Genomic DNA, 17,892 nt, shown 5'->3' with positions numbered 1-17,892 from the left:
GCCGATGCCCTTAGAATTAGAAACGAGCTCTTTTCCCTATGACGACTTGGCCAAAAAGTACAAAGATTTTTATGCGCCGTCCTATCTAATTAGCGTAGATGGAACGAAAATATCGGACACGATTGCCATTGATATTCTTCGCGTTGAGACATCCATCGATGGAACCGCAGACTCCTTTTCATTTCGTATTGCGAATGCGTACGATATTACAAATAACGAGTTCCAGTGGCTGTCTACGTTCTCTTTAGGCAAAGCCATTGAGATCAGTTTAGGTTATGTAGACAAAATGACCGCTGTATTTTCGGGACATATTACATCGGTTGTTGTTGATTTCCCGGAAGAGGGTGCTCCTGGCCTCGTCGTGCGGGGAATGGACATTTCTTATCTCATGATGAAAGGGACTAAATCTCGCTCGTGGAATAAGAAGAAATACAGTGATGTTGTTGAGGAAATCGCCAAAACGTATGGCTTCAAAACACATATTGATGCAACGACGACGGAATTTCCTGCTCTTTCGCAGAGTCAGATTAATGACTATCACTTTATTCAAAATTTAGCTAATTTGGTTAACTATGATTTCTTTGTTGTGGGGAAGAACTTATATTTCCGTAAGCCGCTCACAGCGATGACAGCATTGATGACGCTAGAAATGGGGAAAACCCTCCGTAGCTTAATGATTGATATGAATTTAGCTGAGCAAATCACGGGTGTAACCGTTCGGGCATGGGATAATAAAGAGCTGAAAGTGATCGAAGGTAAATCAGCCAGCATAACGAAGCTGGGTTCAAATAGCAAGACGGGCAAGGATATCTTGGCATCTAAAGGTGATTTCGTCGAGCATATGTACACGAATGTGTCCTCGGTGGAAGAAGCGAAAAGCTATGCGAATGCGATCCTGAATCGCCGGGCAATGAAGCTGATTAGCGGTAACGGGGAATGTATTGGGATCCCAGAGATTCGCGCCGGCCGATACATCAAACTCAGTGGTGTTGGGAAATCATTCGACCAGCCTTACTATATTACCGGGGCTACACACATTTTTGACGATGAAGGCTATACAACACGGTTTCAGTTGGGAGGAAATGCGGTCTAATGTTTAAAACTCCCGATATTACCTTAGGTGGTGTGTCTGATTTTGCCAGTCAGAAATTTGGTGGCGTCATGGTCGCCATTGTAACGAATAACACCGATCCTGATAAAATGGGTCGAGTGAAGCTCAAGCTTTCCATGCAGGAAACGGAGACCGAAACGGATTGGGTCCGCATCGCGACGTTAATGGGCGGTAAGGAAATGGGCAGTCTCTTTATACCTGAGGTAGGGGATGAAGTCTTAGTCGCTTTCCATCTGGGAGAGCTGCGAATGCCTTTCGTCATCGGCACGCTGTGGAATCCGAAGAATAAGCCGCCTGCGCCCGCGGATAAAAATGATTTGCGCATGATTAAATCACGCTCCGGACATGAGCTCTCTTTTAACGATAAAAGCGGTGATGAGAGCATGAAGATTAAGACGAAAAAAGGCCAAATTATTGAGTTGAAGGATAAGGATGAGAGTATTTCGATCGCGGATTCAAGCGGGAATAACAAGATATTGATCAAGGGCGGCTCGGCCAATGAAATTTCGGTTGTGAGCCAAACCTCGAAGATCACCTTGAACGCCAAAGGCGAGGTCAGCATTGAGAGCACGAAGGAAATCAAAATCAAATCCACTCAAATCAGCATAGAAGCTTCTGCCACGATGGCCCTGAAGGCTGGGGCAACACTGGATCTGAAGTCCGACGGTATCATTAATATTAAAGGCAGTATGGTCAAAATCAATTAACGAGTGGAGCGTGACGAGGTGTCGGAAGCATTTTTGGGACGAGGCTGGAAATTCCCCATTCAGGTCGATCCTGCAACAGGGCGAATCCGAATGTCTGAGTATGAGGAAGACATCGCCGAAGCGATCCGTGTTATTCTGGGGACCACACAAGGGGAGCGGGTTATGCGCCCGAGCTTTGGATGTGGTGTTCAGGAATTTATCTTTGGATTAACGGACGATACAACGCTTCACTTGCTCCAAAGTAATATCGAGGAAGCCATTCGGAACTGGGAACCTAGGGTTCATGAAGTTGATGTACAAGCCATACCGGAAGCAGATGACCCTGCTAAGGTGATGATTCATATTTCTTATTTGGTACGTACGACCAATAACTTATTTAACCAGGTCTATCCGTTTTATTTATTTGAAGGATCGAAATAGAGAGGCTGGCTGCGGAAGCTATGACGATACGTACAGAGAGGAGGTGGAGCTGTGCAACCTCCCAAAATTGATTCCAGAGATTTACCCGATTTGATCGCGCAAATGAAGGAAATGGCGCCGTACTATACGCCGGAGTGGCGGTTCACGCCTGAAAATCCGGACCCGGGTTCCGCATTGTTCTTGATGTTTGCTGATATGTTTCAAGACAATATCAAACGGTTGAACCGAGTGCCTACGAAAAATTTGATATCGTTCCTCAACATGTTTGATGTGACGCTGCTTCCGGCACGTCCTGCTCGAAGTTACTTAACGTTTGCCCTTAACGAGGGTACGAAGGAGTCCGTGTTCATCTCGGCAGGCACGCAAGTCGCCGCTGCAGCAGAAGAAGGCAGTATCCTGTATGAGACAGCACGTAGTAGCTTGTTGACACCCGCGTTACTAACAGATGTATACATGACGAGCCGCAAACAGGATATGATCATTCGCATATCTGATGAGTTCGTCACGGCATCTCGGCAAGGATATGCAGCGCCGACGGCGCTTTTCCGTTTGCAGGATGGCGACAATTTGCAGGAGCATGCCATTTATTTGGAGCACAGCTCTCTTTTCACCGTGTATAATACGGCTCGTATTGAAATCGAATTCCGTAACTCGAAGCGACGTTTTGATGAACTTTCGATGTCCAACCAATTGGCGGATCCCGAGCTAACCGAGTGGCTGTATGCCACAGCGGAAGGCTGGAAGGCTTTTGACCACGTAGAGGCTAAGGGGAATCGGGTTATTTTAATGAAAGCAGTGGCAGGTGAGATTGCTCTGCGAGAAGTGAACGGGACATCCGGACGCTGGATACAATGCCGTTTAAAGCCGCTCATAAGCGGAGGTAAAACGCTGGCTGACAGCAAACTGTCCATGGACCATATTTCATTTAAAACGGATTATGTCGATACACTGGAAACAGGCGGCGTTCGGCCTGATCAGATGTTTTACAATGATATTGGTGCGGACCCATCGGGGTTTTATCCATTTGGTGATCAGTTTGCGCTTTATGGTTCTTTTTACATCGGGAGTCAGGAAGTATTTACGAAAAAAGACGGCGATATTAAGCTGAGCTTTGGGCTGCAAGCGATTCAGAATCGTTTTCAGCCGGAGCTGACGGAACAAGTCGATTGGAAAATGGTAATGAAAAAATCCAAGTTCGATAAGCCGCCAGTTACGCACGTCACCGTTATGGAGGTTGCTTGGGAGTATTGGAATGGGGCAACTTGGTTGCGTCTGGATGTGGGGAAGGAAGCAGAAAAGCTGTTTTATTATCCGCAGGAGCAGAGGGTGCGTAAAGAAATTAACTTCCGCTGTCCGGCTGATCTAGAAGCGACTTATGTGAACGGCAATGAAAACTGCTGGATCCGAGCGAGGATTTTACATATTGAGAATGCGTATGTGGCGCAAGCGATCTACCTTTCACCTTGGGTGGATGATGTATCCTTAACCTATCAGTATGATGATCGTTTGTACCCAGCCGAACGTTGTTTAGCGCTGAATAATACGGTGTTTGAGGATCGGACTCGGCATAGCCGTCAGTTGGAAGGCGGGTTTGAGCCCTTTCAACCGTTGGAGGGCCGTCATCCTGCCTTGCATCTTTCTTTTGATACACCGCCAGTTAAAGGCCCAATATCGATGTTCGTTTCGGTGAAACAGCAGCGTTTCTCGGAGCAGGACATGCCATTACTTGAATGGGAGTATTTGCGAACTGGTTTAATGCTGGGAAGCCATGCCGAATGGGCAGCACTCAAGGTTATCGATGATACGAACGGTTTGACCCAGAGTGGTACCGTGCAATTCGTTGGTCCATCTGATTTTGCAGGAGCGTCGTTGTTTGGAAAAGAAGGTTACTGGATTCGTGCTGTTAATCGTGATGATAAATATGATGATAGTTCCGGTCGGATACAAATTCCTACCATTCAGGGTCTCTACATGAATACGGTTCAAGTGCTTCAGCAGGAGACGATCATCGGGGAAATTCCCGATTCCAAAGGGCTGGAAGAAACGGAATACCAGCTAGCCAGAAGCGGTATTGTCTCCGAAGAGGTCTGGGTGGATGAGACGGAGTTTGTGACAGAAGAGGAAATCGCTGAGTACGAACGTGCAGGAGTGCCTCTTATGGAGATAAGTCGAGATTCCGAAGGGAATTTACTTCAACTTTGGGTTCGTTGGACAGCTGTTCGCCAGATGGCGGATTCGGGCAATCGAGATCGCCATTATATGATCGATCGTACGTTTGGACGTATTCGTGTAGGTGACGGTATCCATGGAATGCGTCCGCCAAAAGGTGGTCTGGAGCAGCTGAAGGTAACTTATCAAGTTACGTCAGGACAAATCGGAAACGTAGGGGCTCGGCAAATTAACCAGATGCAGGACTCTATTGCGTTTGTCGGTGAGGTTTATAACCCAGAACCATCGTCAGGCGGCTGCCAAGCTGAAAAGCTGGAGTCGGCCTTGCAGCGCGGACCAGAAATGCTAAAGCATCGTGATCGGGCTGTATCGTCCAAAGATTACGAATGGCTGGCACGTGAGGCTTATCCGAACATTGCAAAAGTCACATGTATTCCTAATCGTAACGCCTATATGCACAAAGAAATTGGGGCTATGACTTTAGTGGTACTGCCAAAAGAAGGGCAGAAGGGAAGCTCCTCGTTTCCAGAACTGAAGAAGCAGGTAGAGAGGTATATTCTACAGCGGGCTTCCAGCCTTGTTGCATTTCCGGAACGGCTTCAAGTGATTGAGCCGGTCTATATGGAAATTTCCGTTTCGGCGATCGTTGCAGTTGAGGGAATGGACGCTGTAGTAGCTACCGAAATTCAGGCTTTGGAGAAGTTGAACAGATTCCTCGATCCGCTAACCGGCAATTTCGACGGCAAAGGCTGGCAAATTGGTCAACAAATCCACCCTTCCGTTTTCTACGCGTTGTTGAAATCAATTCGAGTAATCAGTCATGTAGAGAAGCTTTATATGACCGTATACAAGATTGAAGACGCCGAGCGTACGGAACTCGACGTGAACCGCCTTCCGGCGCTCCCGCACGGGATCATTGTGAGCGGCAAGCATAAGGTTGTTGTGAACGCGTTGTAGTGAGGGAGTCGGGGATGGGGAAATGGAGTTTCGTAGAGTGGGGTTGGGGAACATCGGACCCCTAGACCCCCGGACCCCCTACTCCCCAGCAACAAGGGAAGTCAGTCTTGCTGACGAAGGGTTCTGGCAAATAAGAGTCTTTAAGGACTGCTATTTACTGCTTTTTGCCTAGATTTGTTGTAATAGAAGCCTTTAGAGACTCTTATTTCAGCGATATCAAATAACAAGAGGGGATTTATCAGAAATAAGAGCCTTTAGGGACTGCTAATTAGTAGCTCCAACGGAAAATAGCTATAATAGGAGCCTTTAGAGACTTCTATTTGGTTGGTTAGTGATATTCTACATCGCTAAAGTAGGAATAAATGAGCTAGTTGGTGGGTTAGCGATGTTGTATATCGTTAAAGTAGCTGATTGGTGGTTGTGAGAGAGAGTCGAGCAATTTTAGGGATGATTTACATCGCTAAAGTTGGAATAAATGAGCTAGTTGGTGGGTTAGCGATGTTTTATATCGTTAAAGTAGCTGATTAGTAGTTGAGAGAGAGAGTCGAGCAACCTTAACGATGTTTTACATCGCTAAATTAGGAATAAATGAGCTGGTTGGTGGGTTAGCGATGTTTTATATCGTTAAAGTAGCTGATTAATAGTTGAGAGAGAGAGTCGAGCAACCTTAACGATGTTTTACATCGCTAAAGTAGCTGATGAGTAGCTGAGAGAAAGAGTCGAGTAAACTTAACGATATTTTACATCGCTAAAGTAGGAATAAGCTAGTTGGTGGGGTAGCGATGTTGTATATCGTTAAAGTAGCTGATTGGTGGTTGTGAGAGAGAGTCGAGCAATTTTAGGGATGATTTACATCGTTAAAGTCGGAATAAATGAGCTAGTTGGTGGGTTAGCGATGTTTTATATCGTTAAAGTAGCTGATTAGTGGTTGTGAGAGAGAGTCGAGCAACCTTAACGATGTTTTACATCGCTAAAGTAGGRATWAATGAGCTAGTTGGYGGGTTAGCGATGTTTTATATCGTTAAAGTAGCTGATTAGTGGTTGTGAGAGAGTATCGAGCAACTTTAACGATGTTTTACATCGCTAAAGTAGGGATAATAGGCTAGTTGGTGGGWTAGCGATGTTTTATATCGTTAAAGTAGCTGATTATGGTTGAGAGAGAGTCGAGTAACCTTAACGATGTTTTGCATCGCTAAAGTAGGAATAAATGAGCTGGTTGATGGGTTAGCGATGTTTTACATCGCTAAAGTACGGATAAATGGGCTAGTTGGTTGGGATTAGTAATAATCGAAGGAGGTGAGCACAAGTGCTGCCTATACCTAATTTGGATGATCGTATGTTTGAACAGATGGTGCAGGAGGCTCGGAAGTCGATACCGAAGCTTTTTCCGGAGTGGACGGATGAGAATGAACATGACCCGGGGATTACGCTGCTGGAATTGATGTCATGGATGACGGAGATGCAGCAGTATTACTTAAACCGGGTGACGGAGCGCAGTGAACGGAAGTTTCTGAAGCTGCTTGGGATTAGCCCTCGTGAAGCCGTTTCTGCGGTTTGTGATGTAGCGTTTGCTGGTTTACAGCAGCAGCTTGTGCTCCCGAAGGGGACACCGCTGCAAGCGATGGACCAGCGGTTTGAGACACTAGACACGGTGCATCTTGTTCCATCCGAGCTTGAGAAAGTGCTAGTCCGTACGGAGACGGCGGCAGGTGATTTTACATCCAATAATCACGCTAAGATTGCTTATTATGCTTTCGGACCTGAAGCGCGTAAGGGCGCGCATTTGTATCTCGGTTTCGATAGAGCGCTGCCTGAGCAAATGGAGATCTCAATCTTCTTTAAGTTATTTGACCGCTATCCGGTAACGGTGGGTCATGGTGAAGATGGGAAAACGCCAATGATTTCGTCGGCTAAGGTGGCATGGACGTTCGCTGGGGCCGGGCAGCAGGGGCAAAGCGAAAGCTGGCTGCCGATCGAACAGATAAGCGACTCTACGGTTCATCTGTCGCAAAGTGGCGAGCTCCGGTTTCGGATCACGTCGGAGATGAAGCCAATGGCTCTTTACCCTGCGGATGATCGCAGCCGGTTTTGGATTTGCTGTACACTCGAGGAGGACGGATATGAGCTGTCTCCGAAGATTGAGAAGGTTAGTCTCAATGCGGTGAAGGCGGCTGAGCAGGAAACCTTCAGCGAAGTCACTGCTTTTGACAGCTCAGGTGAGCCTGACCAGAGCTTCGAGGTAAGCTCGTATCTCGCTTACAACGGCCTGCACACTGTGCAGGTGCAGGACGAGCAAGGGCATTGGCGCGACTGGCACATCGTCGCGGAGCTCGAGGACTGCGAGCCGGATGATCTCTGCTGCCAGCTGCAGCAGGACTCGGCTCTGCGCACTACCCGTCTGCGCTTCGGCGACGGGGTGAACGGGCGTATCCCGCCGCAGGGCCCGCAGCGGATACGGCTCATTGCCTACACGGCCGAGTTCGACTATGGCCGTTTTGTCGGGGGCAGCAAAGGTCTGCCCGGGCAGACCTTTGAAATCAGCCGCGGCCGGATGTACAAGCCCAGCAGCATGCTGCTGCAGGTTGGCTACCGGCCACGCGGAGAGCGAGACGTCGTTTGGGACGACTGGCAGTCCGTGGATGACTTCGACAATTCGAAGTCCACGGACAGGCATTACGTCTACGACGCTGCAGCAGGGACGATCCGCTTCGGCAATAATGAAGCGGGTCTCACTCCGCCCAAGTCCGTGGAACCGAACATTCGGTTCCTGGCGCTGCAAGCGGGCGGGGGCGTTCGAGGCAACGTGAAGGATGGCCTCGTGACCGGCTTCACGAATACCAAAGGCGTGCGTGTGACGAATCCGTTCCCGGCGAGAGGCGGCCTCGAAGCGGAGACGCTCACACAGGCGAAGCTTCGCGTGCGGCGCGAGCTTGATACGCCGACGCGGGCCGTGACTGGCGAGGACTACGAGGCGATCGCGAAGGCGACGCCGGGTCTGCGTGTCGCGCGTGTGAAGGCAATCCCGCTGTACAAGCTAGGTATGCGGGATTATCCAAAGGTCAAAGCGCCTGCACAGATGACCGTCGTGGTCGTCCCATACAGCGAAAGCGATAAGCCGAAAGCTGGCAAGGGCTTCTTGCAAACGATCAAGCAGCATCTAGATCGGCATCGTCTTTTGACCACAGAACTACATGTGATTCCCGCCGAATATATTAAAATAACGGTTCACGCTGTCGTGGTGATGGAACCCAAGCACAAAGATGAACAGCGCCGAATCATGCAAGAGCTCAGACTATTACTACAGCCGATGGATCATGGGCAAGGTTCAGAAGGCTGGCGTTTTGGGCGGACTGTCTATAAGGGCGATATTTATGGCGTTATTTCCCGGATTAAAGGGGTTGTCTATGTGCAGGACATTTGGATCGACGCTGAAGGTACAGGCTTCCACAAGGATGGTGCTGGCGACATTCATATCCCGCCTTATGCTTTGGTCTATTCCGGTGATCACGAAGTGGAAACCATTAGTCAGACGGATTTATAAGTCCTTATTTAGGAAAAGAGGTGTCGAACGATGCAGGATGGACAAACGTTTTTTTCACTTAACAAGCCGCTTGACTGGGAACAAGGATATGAAGCCAATATTCATATGCAGAGCGAAGGATTTTCGATTCAGCAGACAGAAAAATACAGCATTCACCGCATCGTTCGCACAGACGAGCTGGAAGGCATTCATCCTATTCAAGAGATGACGGTTGGGCCAGGTCGGAAGCTATTTTTGCTAGACGAGGCTTCGAATGTGTGGATTTATGATGATGAAAGTCGCCACCTCGAGTCGTTATTTCGTCAGGGTCATCAGTTGTTTAGTCATCAAGCGATGCTGGCTTCTATGTCAGATCTTCTGGTGATAGCAGATGCTCACGTTGAAAGCGAAAGAAGACTTGCGGTTTATTCGATTTCCAATGGACAGACCATGTGGGCCATCCATGATTGGGAAGGACTTGAATTATTTCCCCTCTCGGCTAATACGAGATTAACAACGTCAAATTCGCTTTACGTGGCGGTCCCTTTGGACATTGCGGTTGGTATGAATGGAAGTCCCGAAGTTCCTAAGGGCGGCCGGATCGGCATTATACAGTGGAACGCGGCAGGTGAAGTGGTACATGTGTATGAACATGAAACGCTCCGTCTGGAAGAAGCGGCTGAAATTACTGCACTTCGAGGACGTTATTACACCGCTGCTGCGGGTGGTAAATTAGTTCTATTGGATGCACAGCTCAGAACGGTAACGGTGTTCCATGAGGACGGTCGGGAGCCGTTTCATTTTAAGCTGGAGCAGGAAGGGCGCTTTGCCGGTATTTCCATTGATACGAATCATAATATCTATATAGGGGACAGCGGATACGCACAGCAAGAAGGAGTAACGGAGCGGTTTATACTAAAGTTTCGCGAGAATGGCGAGCAGTTTGATAAAGTAACGAGCTTTCGAGGGCGAACGGATAAATTGCTGCATGATGGGCGCAATCGGTTGTATGTTTTTGATCGGATAAGCGGTCAGATTAGCCTGCTTGATCTTCGTGCCCGAACGATGCTGCTTGAGGGGACTCAGCTTCCGGAGGCCGTCTATTTCTCAGCTGAGCTGGATACGACGGAGACGGAGACACAGTGGCATAAGATTCGTCTAGATGCCGATATTCCGGAGGAAACGCAGGTTCGTTTTTCCTATTTTACATCGGATGAAAGTGAAGGATTCATTGATGGCGAATACGTAAATTATACGGGCTATTTGACGGATCCAGGCATTCCAATTCGAGATAAGCTAGCTGCGACGCGAGACTTATGGTCTGAGCCCATCTTGAATCCGAAGGACGCTCTTCTGATGAATGCAAGAGGCCGATATCTATGGTTCAAAATCGAGCTGATTGGCAGCGAGCAAAAATCACCTTACATCCGAAAGCTTCGGGTCTACTTCCCAAGAACGTCACTGATTGCCTATTTGCCGCCGATTTATCAGCAGGATGAGGAGCATAGCCCTTTTCTGGAGCGGTTTCTGGCGATGTTCAGCACGTTCTTTGACGATATGGAGGATAAAATAGACCGTATTTCCTCTCATTTCGATCCGGATGCGGTATCCGGCACTTATCTGGAATGGTTGGGCCGCTGGCTGGCTATCACGGATCATGAGGCATGGGGTGAAACGAAGCTAAGATTGCTGATCAAACAGGCCCCTGAGCTTTATAAATTGCGGGGAACTCGCGAGGGCATGATGAACATGCTTAAGATTTACACAGGGTCTGAACCGTTTTTGTTGGAATATTTTCAATTTAAACAAATGCAGGAGACGTCGGAGCTGCGGCAGCTTTTTGCCCAGTTATATGGGGATAATCCTTATTGCTTCTGTATTATGCTAAAGCCTGAATTCGTTCAGACTGACGCACAGCGGCTAACGATCGAGCAAATCATCGAAGACCAAAAACCAGCTTATACGGAAGGCAAATTAATCGTTCTACAACCGTGGATGTACGCGGACATGCATACCTATCTGGGCATTAATACTTACTTATCAGAGCCAACCTTGTTAACGCTAGATCAGCGTTCGTCGATGCCTTACAATACGGTTCTGATTGATGTAGATCGCGATAAACGAATGGATATACATACTCGCTTGGAATTGGATTCCGAAATCGAATAAACGAAATGAGCCTTGGAAGGTGAGGGGATACTTATGAAAAAAACACGCTATTACCCGTTTGAGCGCAATCGGTATTTCTATGGAAAGCTGCTGACGGTAAGGGATTTCGAGTCTGAGCAAAAGTATTTCAACGATAAGCGCAGAATGATGAACCGTTTGCTGCATGGTTCGGGTGTACTTACGGGTCTGCAGGTTGTCGCGGTCGATGAAAAGTCAGTTTCTGTAGAGATGGGAGCTGCGATCGACGCGCTTGGCCGGGAAATTGTCGTGCCTTCTCCGATGACATTGAAGCTAGCGATGATGGATGGTTTCAGCAATAATCAGTATGCCAAGAACGTATACCTATGTATTGCCTATGACGAAAAGGAAAAAGAACCCGTTCACGCGGTCGCTAATTCTTCTATTCGTTCTGATGAAATTAATGACTATAATCGTGTGTTGGAAAGCTACCGCTTGTTTATCCGGGAGGATGCGCCTGATCCAGCCTCTCTGCCTTTGGCAAATCTATCCGATCAGACGGTCGTACTTTATCAAGATTCTGGGGTGCGCGTGCTTCAAACAACACCTCGTTATGTGAATCCAGGTCAGCTCTTCGAAATGAAGCTGCGCTTCGAGAAGACTCTTAAAGCAGGCAGACTGTCCTTTCAATATGAGCTGGCTGCTGAACGCGTAGAGGCGATTGAAGGAACAACCATTGTGTTCCAAGAGCCGCAGGATGGGCAAGAGAGCGAGTATGAAATGAAGGTGCTTTTGCGAGCGGATAGTACAGCGTCCGTGAAGGGTACGATTGGCGTACAGGTGAGTACAGCCGTTCTGAAGTTGGATGACAGGCAGTTGGAGCTGCAGACTCAAGCTGTTGGCGAAGTTCAGATTATTGGCGAATCCGTGCGGGAGCGGTTGATGTCGGACTTCGTGAAACAATCTTTGGAGACTTCTTTAGAAGCTCCGTCCGAGCCCTGTATTTATTTGGCTAAAATATGCCTTGTCCAAGTGGGACCAACCTATGTCATTGAAAGTGTCGAGCAAGTACCATTTGGCGAATACGTGTACAATTCCTCGGTCATGTATAGGCTTGGCAAAGCGAACGAGTACCGCGAAGAAACATCCGGTCAGTTCGTAACGAAGTCCAAAGTGAAAACCTTGGCGCCAGGACAGCCTCCGGAATTCAAGGTTAACTTCAATAAAGCGATTAGCGAGCTTTCATTCGATTTAAGCATTCCAGCCGGCGGCGGAAGCGGCATTGCAGGCATGCTGAGCGGCGTTGTGGACATTCCGATCGAGCCTTTCACAAAGATTGCTGTGTCCCCATTTGGAAGAGCGACCAAAAGCTTCTTCTCCGGTGAAATCGCACACGGACTCGGCGAGGGCAACGTGCTGATCATCACTAGCTTGGAAGAGAGCAGCGGTGAAGCTTTCTCCGAAATGCTATCCAGCGGGGACCGCGTATACGGCGGAGCCTCGGATGTGTTCAAGGGCAGCGAGTTTGAACCTGATGCGCCAGAAGTTAAGATTGGCACAATTGCCTATCCGCAAAAAGGCACATTCCGTATTGGTGTGAAGGTACAACAGACTTCTGAGCCGGGGAATGTACGTGTGCGTTGGTGGGCGTATAGCGCGGAAATGGCCAGTACTGCTCAAAGCGGCGCAAGTGGTGGCGTTGATTCACTAGATGAAGCACTGTCGGCTATGAGGGAAGCGGCATCTGCGGGCAGCGGGGCTGAGTAGGTAGTCCTTAATGAATTCCGCATATTCATACAAACTAAGAAAGCAGTTGTTGCAGAGTCTCCTCTGTTATAGCTGCCTTTTCTAATAGATTCCATTTACATCATGTATATATGGAGGAATTTCCAGTTATTGCAAGTATGAAGCCTTAGGGGTTCGATCCCCCTAAGGCTCCATAAAAAAACACGCCAAGTGAGGCGTGTTTTTTTGTGTTTGGTGGAGTCCATGTAGGAGGCGGTACGCTTAGATTCGCCGCAGTTCCTCTTTAACATATTGCATTAAAAGATTTTTGGATGATGAGGTATATTCAGTGTTGCGTAATTGCAGCAGGCCGACCGGGATGGATGAGTCCTTCAGTTCGACGTGTATTTTCACGACATTCGGGGGTAATGCTGTGGAATCGAGAACGGCTCCTACGGTAGGAATTTGCTGAACGAACCCGGGAATAGCCGAGATTTGACTCACCGTATATAGAAATGGAGTTTCGGTGTAATGGGAATATTGCTTAGATAACCGCAGGTAATACAAGCAGGTATTTCCCCCAACGATCATCGGGTAGTTAAGCAGTTCTTCAAAGGGTATTATATCGTTTCTTCCGGCCAAGGGATGGCTGTTCGCTACAATAAAGGAGATATTCTCGTTATATAGCGGTTCGAAGTGAAAAGAAGAAAGATCGGTAGGCTCTCCGCATATGGCAAAGTCCAATTGATTCTGGAGTACCGCGCGTGACAGGGAGTCGGTGTTCCCATTGACAAAGTGACACGATACTTTTGGTTTATGTTCCCGGAATCGTCGCAGTGAATTGGGTAGCACATGCTCTATCAACGATTCAAGCCCTCCGACGCGCAGGGAGCCGATCTCCTCTCTTTGCAAAGCTTTCGCTTGCTCAGTTACATGGTTCCAGTGCCCAATGAGCTTGTCAATTTCCGTGGCAAAAATTTGTCCAGAAGCCGTTAACTCCGCATCCCATCCTCGCTTGAATAGCTGGATGCCCAATTCCTTCTCCAATCGCTGGACTTGATTTGTAATCGTAGACTGAGCGTAATTCAATTTCACTGCCGCTTTGGTGAAGTTTCCTTCTTGAATAATGGCTTGAAACGTAGTTAGTTCCTTTAAGTCCATGGCATATCTCTCCATCGAATAAATTGAATTAATAAATCATTTTATTCAATTATACAAATAAAGAAGAGAGAAGTACAATTAGGGTATCTTGCTGAAGGAGTGATATTTGAATGCCATTAATCAGAGTAAGCTACTTGGAAAATCAATATGGGACACAGCAACTGCCCTTGATAAGCCGTGCGATTATGAGCGCTCTAATCCAGCATTTCAATGTGCCGGAAGACGATTACTTTCAAGTGTTCCATTCGCACAAAGCAAGCAAGTTTTATTATAGTCGGAATTACTTAAACATAGAGCGAAGTGACGGGCTGCTCTATATTCAAATCACGCTCAAATCCGGAAGAAGTACCGAGCAGAAAATAAGCTTTTACGGTAAGTTAGCTGACCTATTATCAAATACGCTTAACATGAGGAAAGAAGACGTATTCGTCGTGCTGGTCGATACGGAATTCGAGGACTGGACATTCGGTAACGGCGTTGCGCAAATGATTGAACGTCCAGACAACAAGGGGGAGGCATAAGAATGAAGCATCAAAAAATTGTATCAAACGCACGTGAATCGTTTGGGGATATTGCTCCTACTTTCGTGCGCTATTCGGAAGAAGTGCTCTTCGAGGACGTTTGGAGAAGAGAACAATTATCGCTTCGGGAACGTAGTCTCCTTACGATTTCAGTGCTAGTCGCCGGAGGACTTACAGGACAGCTTCCTTATCATCTCCGCCTAGCAAAAGAGAACGGTCTGACCGAAGAAGAACTGATCGAAGCGTTGACTCATCTCGCGTTTTACGCTGGATGGCCGCGTGCCGCATCCGCGATTCAAGTTGCGAAGGATGTATTCGAGGAAAACTCATAAAGACGGGATAAGGGGTGTGTAACTGCGGGAGCGCGCATCACTGGTAGCGATGCGTCAGGAGATCAGCCCTCGCGGACTGCCGCTTACGGTGGACATAGAAAAAATAACAAGTGAGCTATCATCTCGTTTATAAACTAACTTCTAATACATAATAGAACTCTGTAAACGTCAAAAAGCCCCCCCATCTTTTCAACAAGTTGGAGGGGCTTTTTGACGTTTGTAGAGAAGCATGGCATTTATATCTACCATAACGACACACAATCATGCCATATTTTTGTAGTGTGTGAGACTTGTCAACCGGATCAGGATCCCGTATTAGGTGCTGTGATTTGGCAACAACGAGCTGACTATCATTGACAATGTTTGCTTGTATACGGCATGAGCCGATTGTACATCTCCCAAGTGTCCACCCATGTAAAGATGAATAACGCCATGGAGCGAGGCCCAGACTATACGTACAACCGATTCCGTATCATACTGGCCGGGAATCAGTCCATGCTCTTGCGCATGGTTAATCACGGTTAATAATTGCCGCATGGCAGTTACGGTGCCATGCATGCTTTCCTCGTCAGGTTTGAAATTTCCAAAGGCTCCTCCGAACATCAGCTTATAATAGCCAGAGTAACGCTGCCCGAATTGCCAATAGGTTTCGCATAAATTTAGAAAATACTGTACTGGATTAGCAGTTTGCGGCGTCGCCTCGAATTCATAAGCGAGAAGCTTACACCCTTCCAGATACAACTGCTGAGCTAAGCCCTCTTTATTAACAAACAAGCTATAAATGATTTTTGTTGAGCAGTCCATTTTCTGCGCTACTTTTCGCACAGTAACGGCTTCTGGTCCCTCTTCTTGCAAGAGTGTTGCCGCAGCATCAACAACGAGCTTACGCAGATTTTCAGTATTTTGCAAACGAGCTTCTTGGTAGGTTTTCAACAATCGTGTGTTCGCAGTGGAAGAAGTATCTTGGTCATCGCTCATCATCTTCACCTTCGGTTATCGTGTTTTCGTCAGGAAACAAAGTTTCTGACTCATACCAGAAATTTTATATAGTTGTTGGGTAGTTGTCAATGTGACGTTGGATATTCAAAGATCATATTGACTTTTTAAAAACGAGTGGTTACAATGAATTCATTCAGAAACACTGTTACCGAAATTGAAGATTCTTAGCTTTCTTCGGAATCGGTGATTACTTCTAAGTATTTGGCAACATTGTTACTTAACTAAAACATTGTATCTAAAAGGAGGCTAACACTATGAAGATTCAAGGAAAATGGACGCTTGTCACTGGAGCTTCTTCCGGTATTGGAGAACAATTCGCGAGACAACTAGCCAAACAAGGCAGCCACTTGGTACTCGTGGCTCGATCAACGAATAAGCTTGAGAGCTTGGCAGAAGAGCTTAGAAAGAAGTATGGCATCAAAGCTGAGGTTATCTCAATGGATCTTGCGAAAGAGGGTGCACCCAGCGAGTTATATCGGCAATGTGAACTTTTGAAAGTGGATATCGAACTACTAATCAATAATGCAGGATTTGCTACACATGGTTTGTTCGAGCAAGTGTCAGGTGAGCGTCAACATGAAGAAGTTATGCTCAATGTCGCTGCTGTTGTAGATATGACGCACTTGTTCTTGCCAAACATGTTGCGAAAAAACTCAGGAGCAGTTATTAATGTGGCATCAACTGCTGGATTTCAGCCGCTTCCCTTTATGGCCGTATATGGGGCGACGAAAGCTTTCGTCTTATCGTTTACTCAAGCGTTATGGTGGGAAAACCGCGACCGAGGTATCAAATTCTTCGCACTTTGTCCCGGTTCGACGGACACCAGCTTCTTTAATGTTGTAGGAACGGATGATGCCTCTGTCGGAAAGAAAGATACGCCGGAAAGAGTCGTAGAGGTTGCCCTTCGTGCGTTGAAGGAAGGGAAGATATACGTCGTTCCGGGTGTGCAGAATTATATCGGGGCGCAGTTATCGCGATTCATAACACGCAAGCAAGGTCTTCGACTTGTTGGAGGCATGCTTCGTCCACGCGGAGGATCCGGCAATACTAATAATTATAAGAATACAAGTAATCAATCTGATCTTGCAGGGAGGACAATTCGATGAAAGCTATACAACTAACAAACGGCTTCGGCTTTGAGGAATTAAACATAACGGAACTAGACATACCAACGCCAGGCCCCCATGAGGTGCTGATCCGCATGAAAGCAGCTTCTCTCAATTACCGGGATCTAGTGATCCTCAGCGGATTAATGCCGATTGAAATCAAATTTCCCTTCATTCCATTATCAGACGGAGCGGGAGAAATTGTAGCCGTTGGCCAAGGAGTAACGAGGTTTCAGGTCGGAAATCGAGTAGCGGGTAATTTGCAACAGCGATTCATGGCCGGTAGTCCAAGAGCAGAAGTATTAAGAGACAGTCTAGGGGGTCCGTTGAACGGAGTAGCGGCTGAATATGTCGTTCTACATGAAGACGGAATTGTCCATATTCCCGATCACCTCACTTGGGAGGAGGCTGCCACCTTGCCGATCGCGGCATTAACAGCATGGAGCATGCTAATCGAATACGGTGGTTTGCAAGCGGGTGATACCGTGCTTCTGCAAGGAACAGGCGGTGTTTCCATCTTCGGGCTTCAATTCGCTCTTATGGCCGGAGCACGAGCGATCATCACATCGAGCAGCAACGACAAGCTGGAACGAGCAAAAGCTCTCGGTGCATGGCAAACGATCAACTATTCGGAAGTTCCCGATTGGGATATAGCAGTGTTAGAACTGACTGGCGGCGTCGATCATGTTCTAGATGTTGGAGGGGCGGCAACGATGACCAAATCCATAAATGCGCTTCGCATTGGAGGAACCTTGAGTATGGTCGGGTTCTTATCGGGCTTGACCATTCCGGAATATGATGTCACGGGCATCTTGCAGAAAGCCGCAACGGTTCGCGGCAGTCAAGTAGGCAACCGGGATCACTTTGAAAAGATGAATCGAGCGATTGCCCATCATCGTTTACATCCCGTCGTCGACCGTGTATTCCCTCTAGATCGAGTTGGCGAAGCATTCGCGCTCTTGGCCGAAGGAAAGCAATATTTCGGAAAAATCGTAGTCCAAATTTAAATCTCACTTAAAAGACATAGGAGGCACTCT

Annotated in this window: 13 protein-coding genes; 11 read left to right on the top strand and 2 right to left on the bottom strand. The window is 47.5% G+C overall.

What is annotated here, in order from left to right; genetic code table 11:
• The first annotated feature begins 4 nt into the window (after positions 1 to 4).
• The 7 genes from ASG85_RS08770 (at position 5) to ASG85_RS08740 (ending at position 12,778) form a co-directional block, all read left to right on the top strand.
• Positions 5 to 1,093, top strand: a complete 1,089-nt coding sequence (locus ASG85_RS08770) for a phage late control D family protein (protein WP_060645979.1) — start codon at positions 5 to 7, stop codon at positions 1,091 to 1,093.
• Entirely contained in the window at positions 1,093 to 1,818 is a 726-nt protein-coding gene (locus ASG85_RS08765; protein WP_057304099.1) for a phage baseplate assembly protein V, read from the top strand. The genes ASG85_RS08770 and ASG85_RS08765 overlap by 1 nt, the downstream gene beginning before the upstream one ends.
• An 18-nt stretch (positions 1,819 to 1,836) precedes the next feature.
• Positions 1,837 to 2,238 (top strand): GPW/gp25 family protein, encoded by a 402-nt coding sequence (locus ASG85_RS08760; protein ID WP_057304100.1) that lies wholly within the window; start codon positions 1,837 to 1,839, stop codon positions 2,236 to 2,238.
• Positions 2,239 to 2,289: 51 nt separating this feature from the next.
• The gene (locus ASG85_RS08755; RefSeq protein WP_060645978.1) at positions 2,290 to 5,364 is read left to right on the top strand and encodes a baseplate J/gp47 family protein; all 3,075 of its coding nucleotides are present in this window, start codon (positions 2,290 to 2,292) and stop codon (positions 5,362 to 5,364) included.
• A 1,306-nt stretch (positions 5,365 to 6,670) separates the two neighbouring features.
• Positions 6,671 to 8,905, top strand: a complete 2,235-nt coding sequence (locus tag ASG85_RS08750) for a putative baseplate assembly protein (RefSeq protein WP_060645977.1) — start codon at positions 6,671 to 6,673, stop codon at positions 8,903 to 8,905.
• A gap of 30 nt (positions 8,906 to 8,935) precedes the next feature.
• Positions 8,936 to 11,053 carry a phage tail protein gene (locus ASG85_RS08745; RefSeq protein WP_057304103.1) on the top strand — a complete coding sequence of 706 codons (2,118 nt, stop codon included), beginning with the start codon at positions 8,936 to 8,938 and terminating at the stop codon, positions 11,051 to 11,053.
• Positions 11,054 to 11,086: 33 nt separating this feature from the next.
• Positions 11,087 to 12,778, top strand: a complete 1,692-nt coding sequence (locus tag ASG85_RS08740; RefSeq protein WP_060645976.1) for a hypothetical protein — start codon at positions 11,087 to 11,089, stop codon at positions 12,776 to 12,778.
• A gap of 240 nt (positions 12,779 to 13,018) precedes the next feature.
• On the opposite strand, the gene ASG85_RS08735 is transcribed toward ASG85_RS08740, so the two are convergent.
• A complete protein-coding gene (locus tag ASG85_RS08735) occupies positions 13,019 to 13,897 on the bottom strand; it encodes a LysR family transcriptional regulator (RefSeq protein WP_057304105.1) in 879 nt (292 codons plus the stop codon).
• Positions 13,898 to 14,007: 110 nt separating this feature from the next.
• On the opposite strand from ASG85_RS08735, the gene ASG85_RS08730 reads away from it, so the two are divergent.
• Positions 14,008 to 14,418, top strand: coding sequence for a tautomerase family protein (locus tag ASG85_RS08730; RefSeq protein WP_060645975.1), 411 nt, complete (start codon positions 14,008 to 14,010; stop codon positions 14,416 to 14,418).
• Positions 14,419 to 14,420: 2 nt separating this feature from the next.
• On the top strand, positions 14,421 to 14,750 hold the full coding sequence (locus ASG85_RS08725; RefSeq protein WP_057304107.1) for a carboxymuconolactone decarboxylase family protein: 330 nt from the start codon (positions 14,421 to 14,423) through the stop codon (positions 14,748 to 14,750).
• A 315-nt stretch (positions 14,751 to 15,065) separates the two neighbouring features.
• Here the strand turns inward: ASG85_RS08725 and ASG85_RS08720 are convergent, their stop codons facing one another.
• On the bottom strand, positions 15,066 to 15,731 hold the full coding sequence (locus tag ASG85_RS08720) for a TetR/AcrR family transcriptional regulator (RefSeq protein ID WP_057304108.1): 666 nt from the start codon (positions 15,729 to 15,731) through the stop codon (positions 15,066 to 15,068).
• 272 nt (positions 15,732 to 16,003) lie between these two features.
• On the opposite strand from ASG85_RS08720, the gene ASG85_RS08715 reads away from it, so the two are divergent.
• Positions 16,004 to 16,855 carry an SDR family NAD(P)-dependent oxidoreductase gene (locus ASG85_RS08715; RefSeq protein WP_057304109.1) on the top strand — a complete coding sequence of 284 codons (852 nt, stop codon included), beginning with the start codon at positions 16,004 to 16,006 and terminating at the stop codon, positions 16,853 to 16,855.
• Positions 16,852 to 17,862: a zinc-dependent alcohol dehydrogenase family protein gene (locus ASG85_RS08710; protein ID WP_060645974.1), complete on the top strand. Its 1,011-nt coding sequence runs from the start codon at positions 16,852 to 16,854 to the stop codon at positions 17,860 to 17,862. The genes ASG85_RS08715 and ASG85_RS08710 overlap by 4 nt, the downstream gene beginning before the upstream one ends.
• The last annotated feature ends 30 nt before the right edge of the window (positions 17,863 to 17,892 follow it).

The sequence above is a fragment of the Paenibacillus sp. Soil724D2 genome, assembly GCF_001427935.1.
Classification (GTDB): Bacteria; Bacillota; Bacilli; order Paenibacillales; family NBRC-103111; genus Paenibacillus_E.
The sequence above is the reverse complement of the archived record's forward strand: the minus strand, read 5'-3'. Positions and strand labels throughout refer to the sequence as shown.

What these genes read in the sequence shown, in the direction of transcription:
- ASG85_RS08730 (WP_060645975.1), top strand. Translation starts at nt 14,008, where the DNA reads ATGCCATTAATCAGAGTAAGCTACTTGGAAAATCAATATGGGACACAG.
- ASG85_RS08725 (WP_057304107.1), top strand. Translation starts at nt 14,421, where the DNA reads ATGAAGCATCAAAAAATTGTATCAAACGCACGTGAATCGTTTGGGGAT.
- ASG85_RS08740 (WP_060645976.1), top strand. Translation starts at nt 11,087, where the DNA reads ATGAAAAAAACACGCTATTACCCGTTTGAGCGCAATCGGTATTTCTAT.
- ASG85_RS08770 (WP_060645979.1), top strand. Translation starts at nt 5, where the DNA reads ATGCCCTTAGAATTAGAAACGAGCTCTTTTCCCTATGACGACTTGGCC.
- ASG85_RS08720 (WP_057304108.1), bottom strand. Translation starts at nt 15,731, where the DNA reads ATGATGAGCGATGACCAAGATACTTCTTCCACTGCGAACACACGATTG.
- ASG85_RS08765 (WP_057304099.1), top strand. Translation starts at nt 1,093, where the DNA reads ATGTTTAAAACTCCCGATATTACCTTAGGTGGTGTGTCTGATTTTGCC.
- ASG85_RS08745 (WP_057304103.1), top strand. Translation starts at nt 8,936, where the DNA reads ATGCAGGATGGACAAACGTTTTTTTCACTTAACAAGCCGCTTGACTGG.
- ASG85_RS08710 (WP_060645974.1), top strand. Translation starts at nt 16,852, where the DNA reads ATGAAAGCTATACAACTAACAAACGGCTTCGGCTTTGAGGAATTAAAC.
- ASG85_RS08735 (WP_057304105.1), bottom strand. Translation starts at nt 13,897, where the DNA reads ATGGACTTAAAGGAACTAACTACGTTTCAAGCCATTATTCAAGAAGGA.
- ASG85_RS08715 (WP_057304109.1), top strand. Translation starts at nt 16,004, where the DNA reads ATGAAGATTCAAGGAAAATGGACGCTTGTCACTGGAGCTTCTTCCGGT.